General features: G+C 67.6%; 2 protein-coding genes. Both read left to right on the forward strand.

The window, feature by feature from the left end:
* A partial coding sequence (locus tag AC1DWF_RS34560) for an ABC transporter permease subunit (RefSeq protein WP_476842987.1) occupies positions 1–184 on the forward strand: 184 nt, incomplete at its 5' end.
* On the forward strand, positions 184–710 hold a 527-nt coding region (locus AC1DWF_RS34565; RefSeq protein ID WP_476842988.1), incomplete at its 3' end, for an ABC transporter permease. The genes AC1DWF_RS34560 and AC1DWF_RS34565, both read left to right, overlap by 1 nt.

Here is a 710-nt window from a genome sequence, read left to right on the forward strand (position 1 = left end):
GGAGAGCGTGTTCTCGCTGCCGGGGCTGGGACGGCTGGCCTATGAGGCGGTGGTGCAGCGCGACCTGAACACGCTGCTCGGCATCGTCTTCATCTCGGCCCTGCTGGTGATCTTCGTGAACTTCTGCGTCGACCTCGTCTACGCGAAGCTCGATCCGCGGATCGCGAAGGAGACCGGCGGTTGATCCGGTTCCTGCGCGACTACGCCCGCAGCCCCTCCGCCGTGGTCGGCCTGCTGCTGCTGTTCTCCGTGATCGGCATGGCGGTCTCGGCCGACTGGCTCTTTCCCAACGATCCGCTCTCGCTCGCCGGCCGCCCTCTGCAATGGCCCGGCGCCAATCCGCGCTTCTGGTTCGGTACCGACAATTCCGGCCGCGACATCGCCGCGCAGATCTTTCATGGCGCGCGTGTGGCGCTGCTGATCGGGCTTGTCGCTACCTCCATCGCGGTGGTGATCGGCATCGTCATCGGCGCGGTGGCCGGCTTCTACGGGGGATGGGTGGACGACGTGCTGATGCGCGTGACCGAGGCCTTCCAGACCCTGCCGAACTTCCTGCTGCTGCTGGTCTTCGTCTCGGTCTTCGGCTCGGAGATCGTGACTGTCGTGGTGGCGATCGGAGCCGTCTCCTGGCCCGCCCCCGCACGCCTGACGCGGGCCGAGTTCCTGTCCCTGCGCTCGCGCGAATTCGTCGAGGCCTGCCGGACGCTGGG

The sequence above is a fragment of the Aminobacter sp. P4_D5 genome, from assembly GCF_056401815.1.